At 64.3% G+C, this 249-nt stretch carries 1 protein-coding gene; it reads left to right on the top strand.

The window, feature by feature from the left end; all coding sequences use genetic code 11:
- Positions 1 to 249: hydroxymethylglutaryl-CoA lyase-like TIM-barrel protein (locus WG929_RS21420; RefSeq protein WP_494517121.1), on the top strand; the 249-nt coding region annotated here is incomplete at both ends.

Below are 249 nucleotides of genomic sequence, written 5' to 3'. Positions count from 1 at the left end.
GCCAGAAAATCGGCCTGCTGCGGCAAGAACTCGACAGCCGCATCGAAATCGGCTTCCACGGCCACCACAACATGGCCATGGGCGTAGCCAACTCCCTCGCCGCCATTGAAGCCGGAGCGGCGCGGATTGACGGTTCCGTTGCCGGGCTGGGCGCGGGAGCCGGTAACACGCCGCTGGAAGTGCTGTGCGCGGTTCTCGACCGCATGGGCTGTCAGACCGGTATCGACCTGTACCAAATCATGGACGTCG

It is taken from the genome of Oceanobacter antarcticus (genome assembly GCF_044962685.1).
Lineage (GTDB): Bacteria > Pseudomonadota > Gammaproteobacteria > Pseudomonadales > Oceanobacteraceae > Oceanobacter > Oceanobacter antarcticus.
Note: the sequence above shows the minus strand (reverse complement) of the source record. Positions and strands in the feature narration are given on the sequence as shown.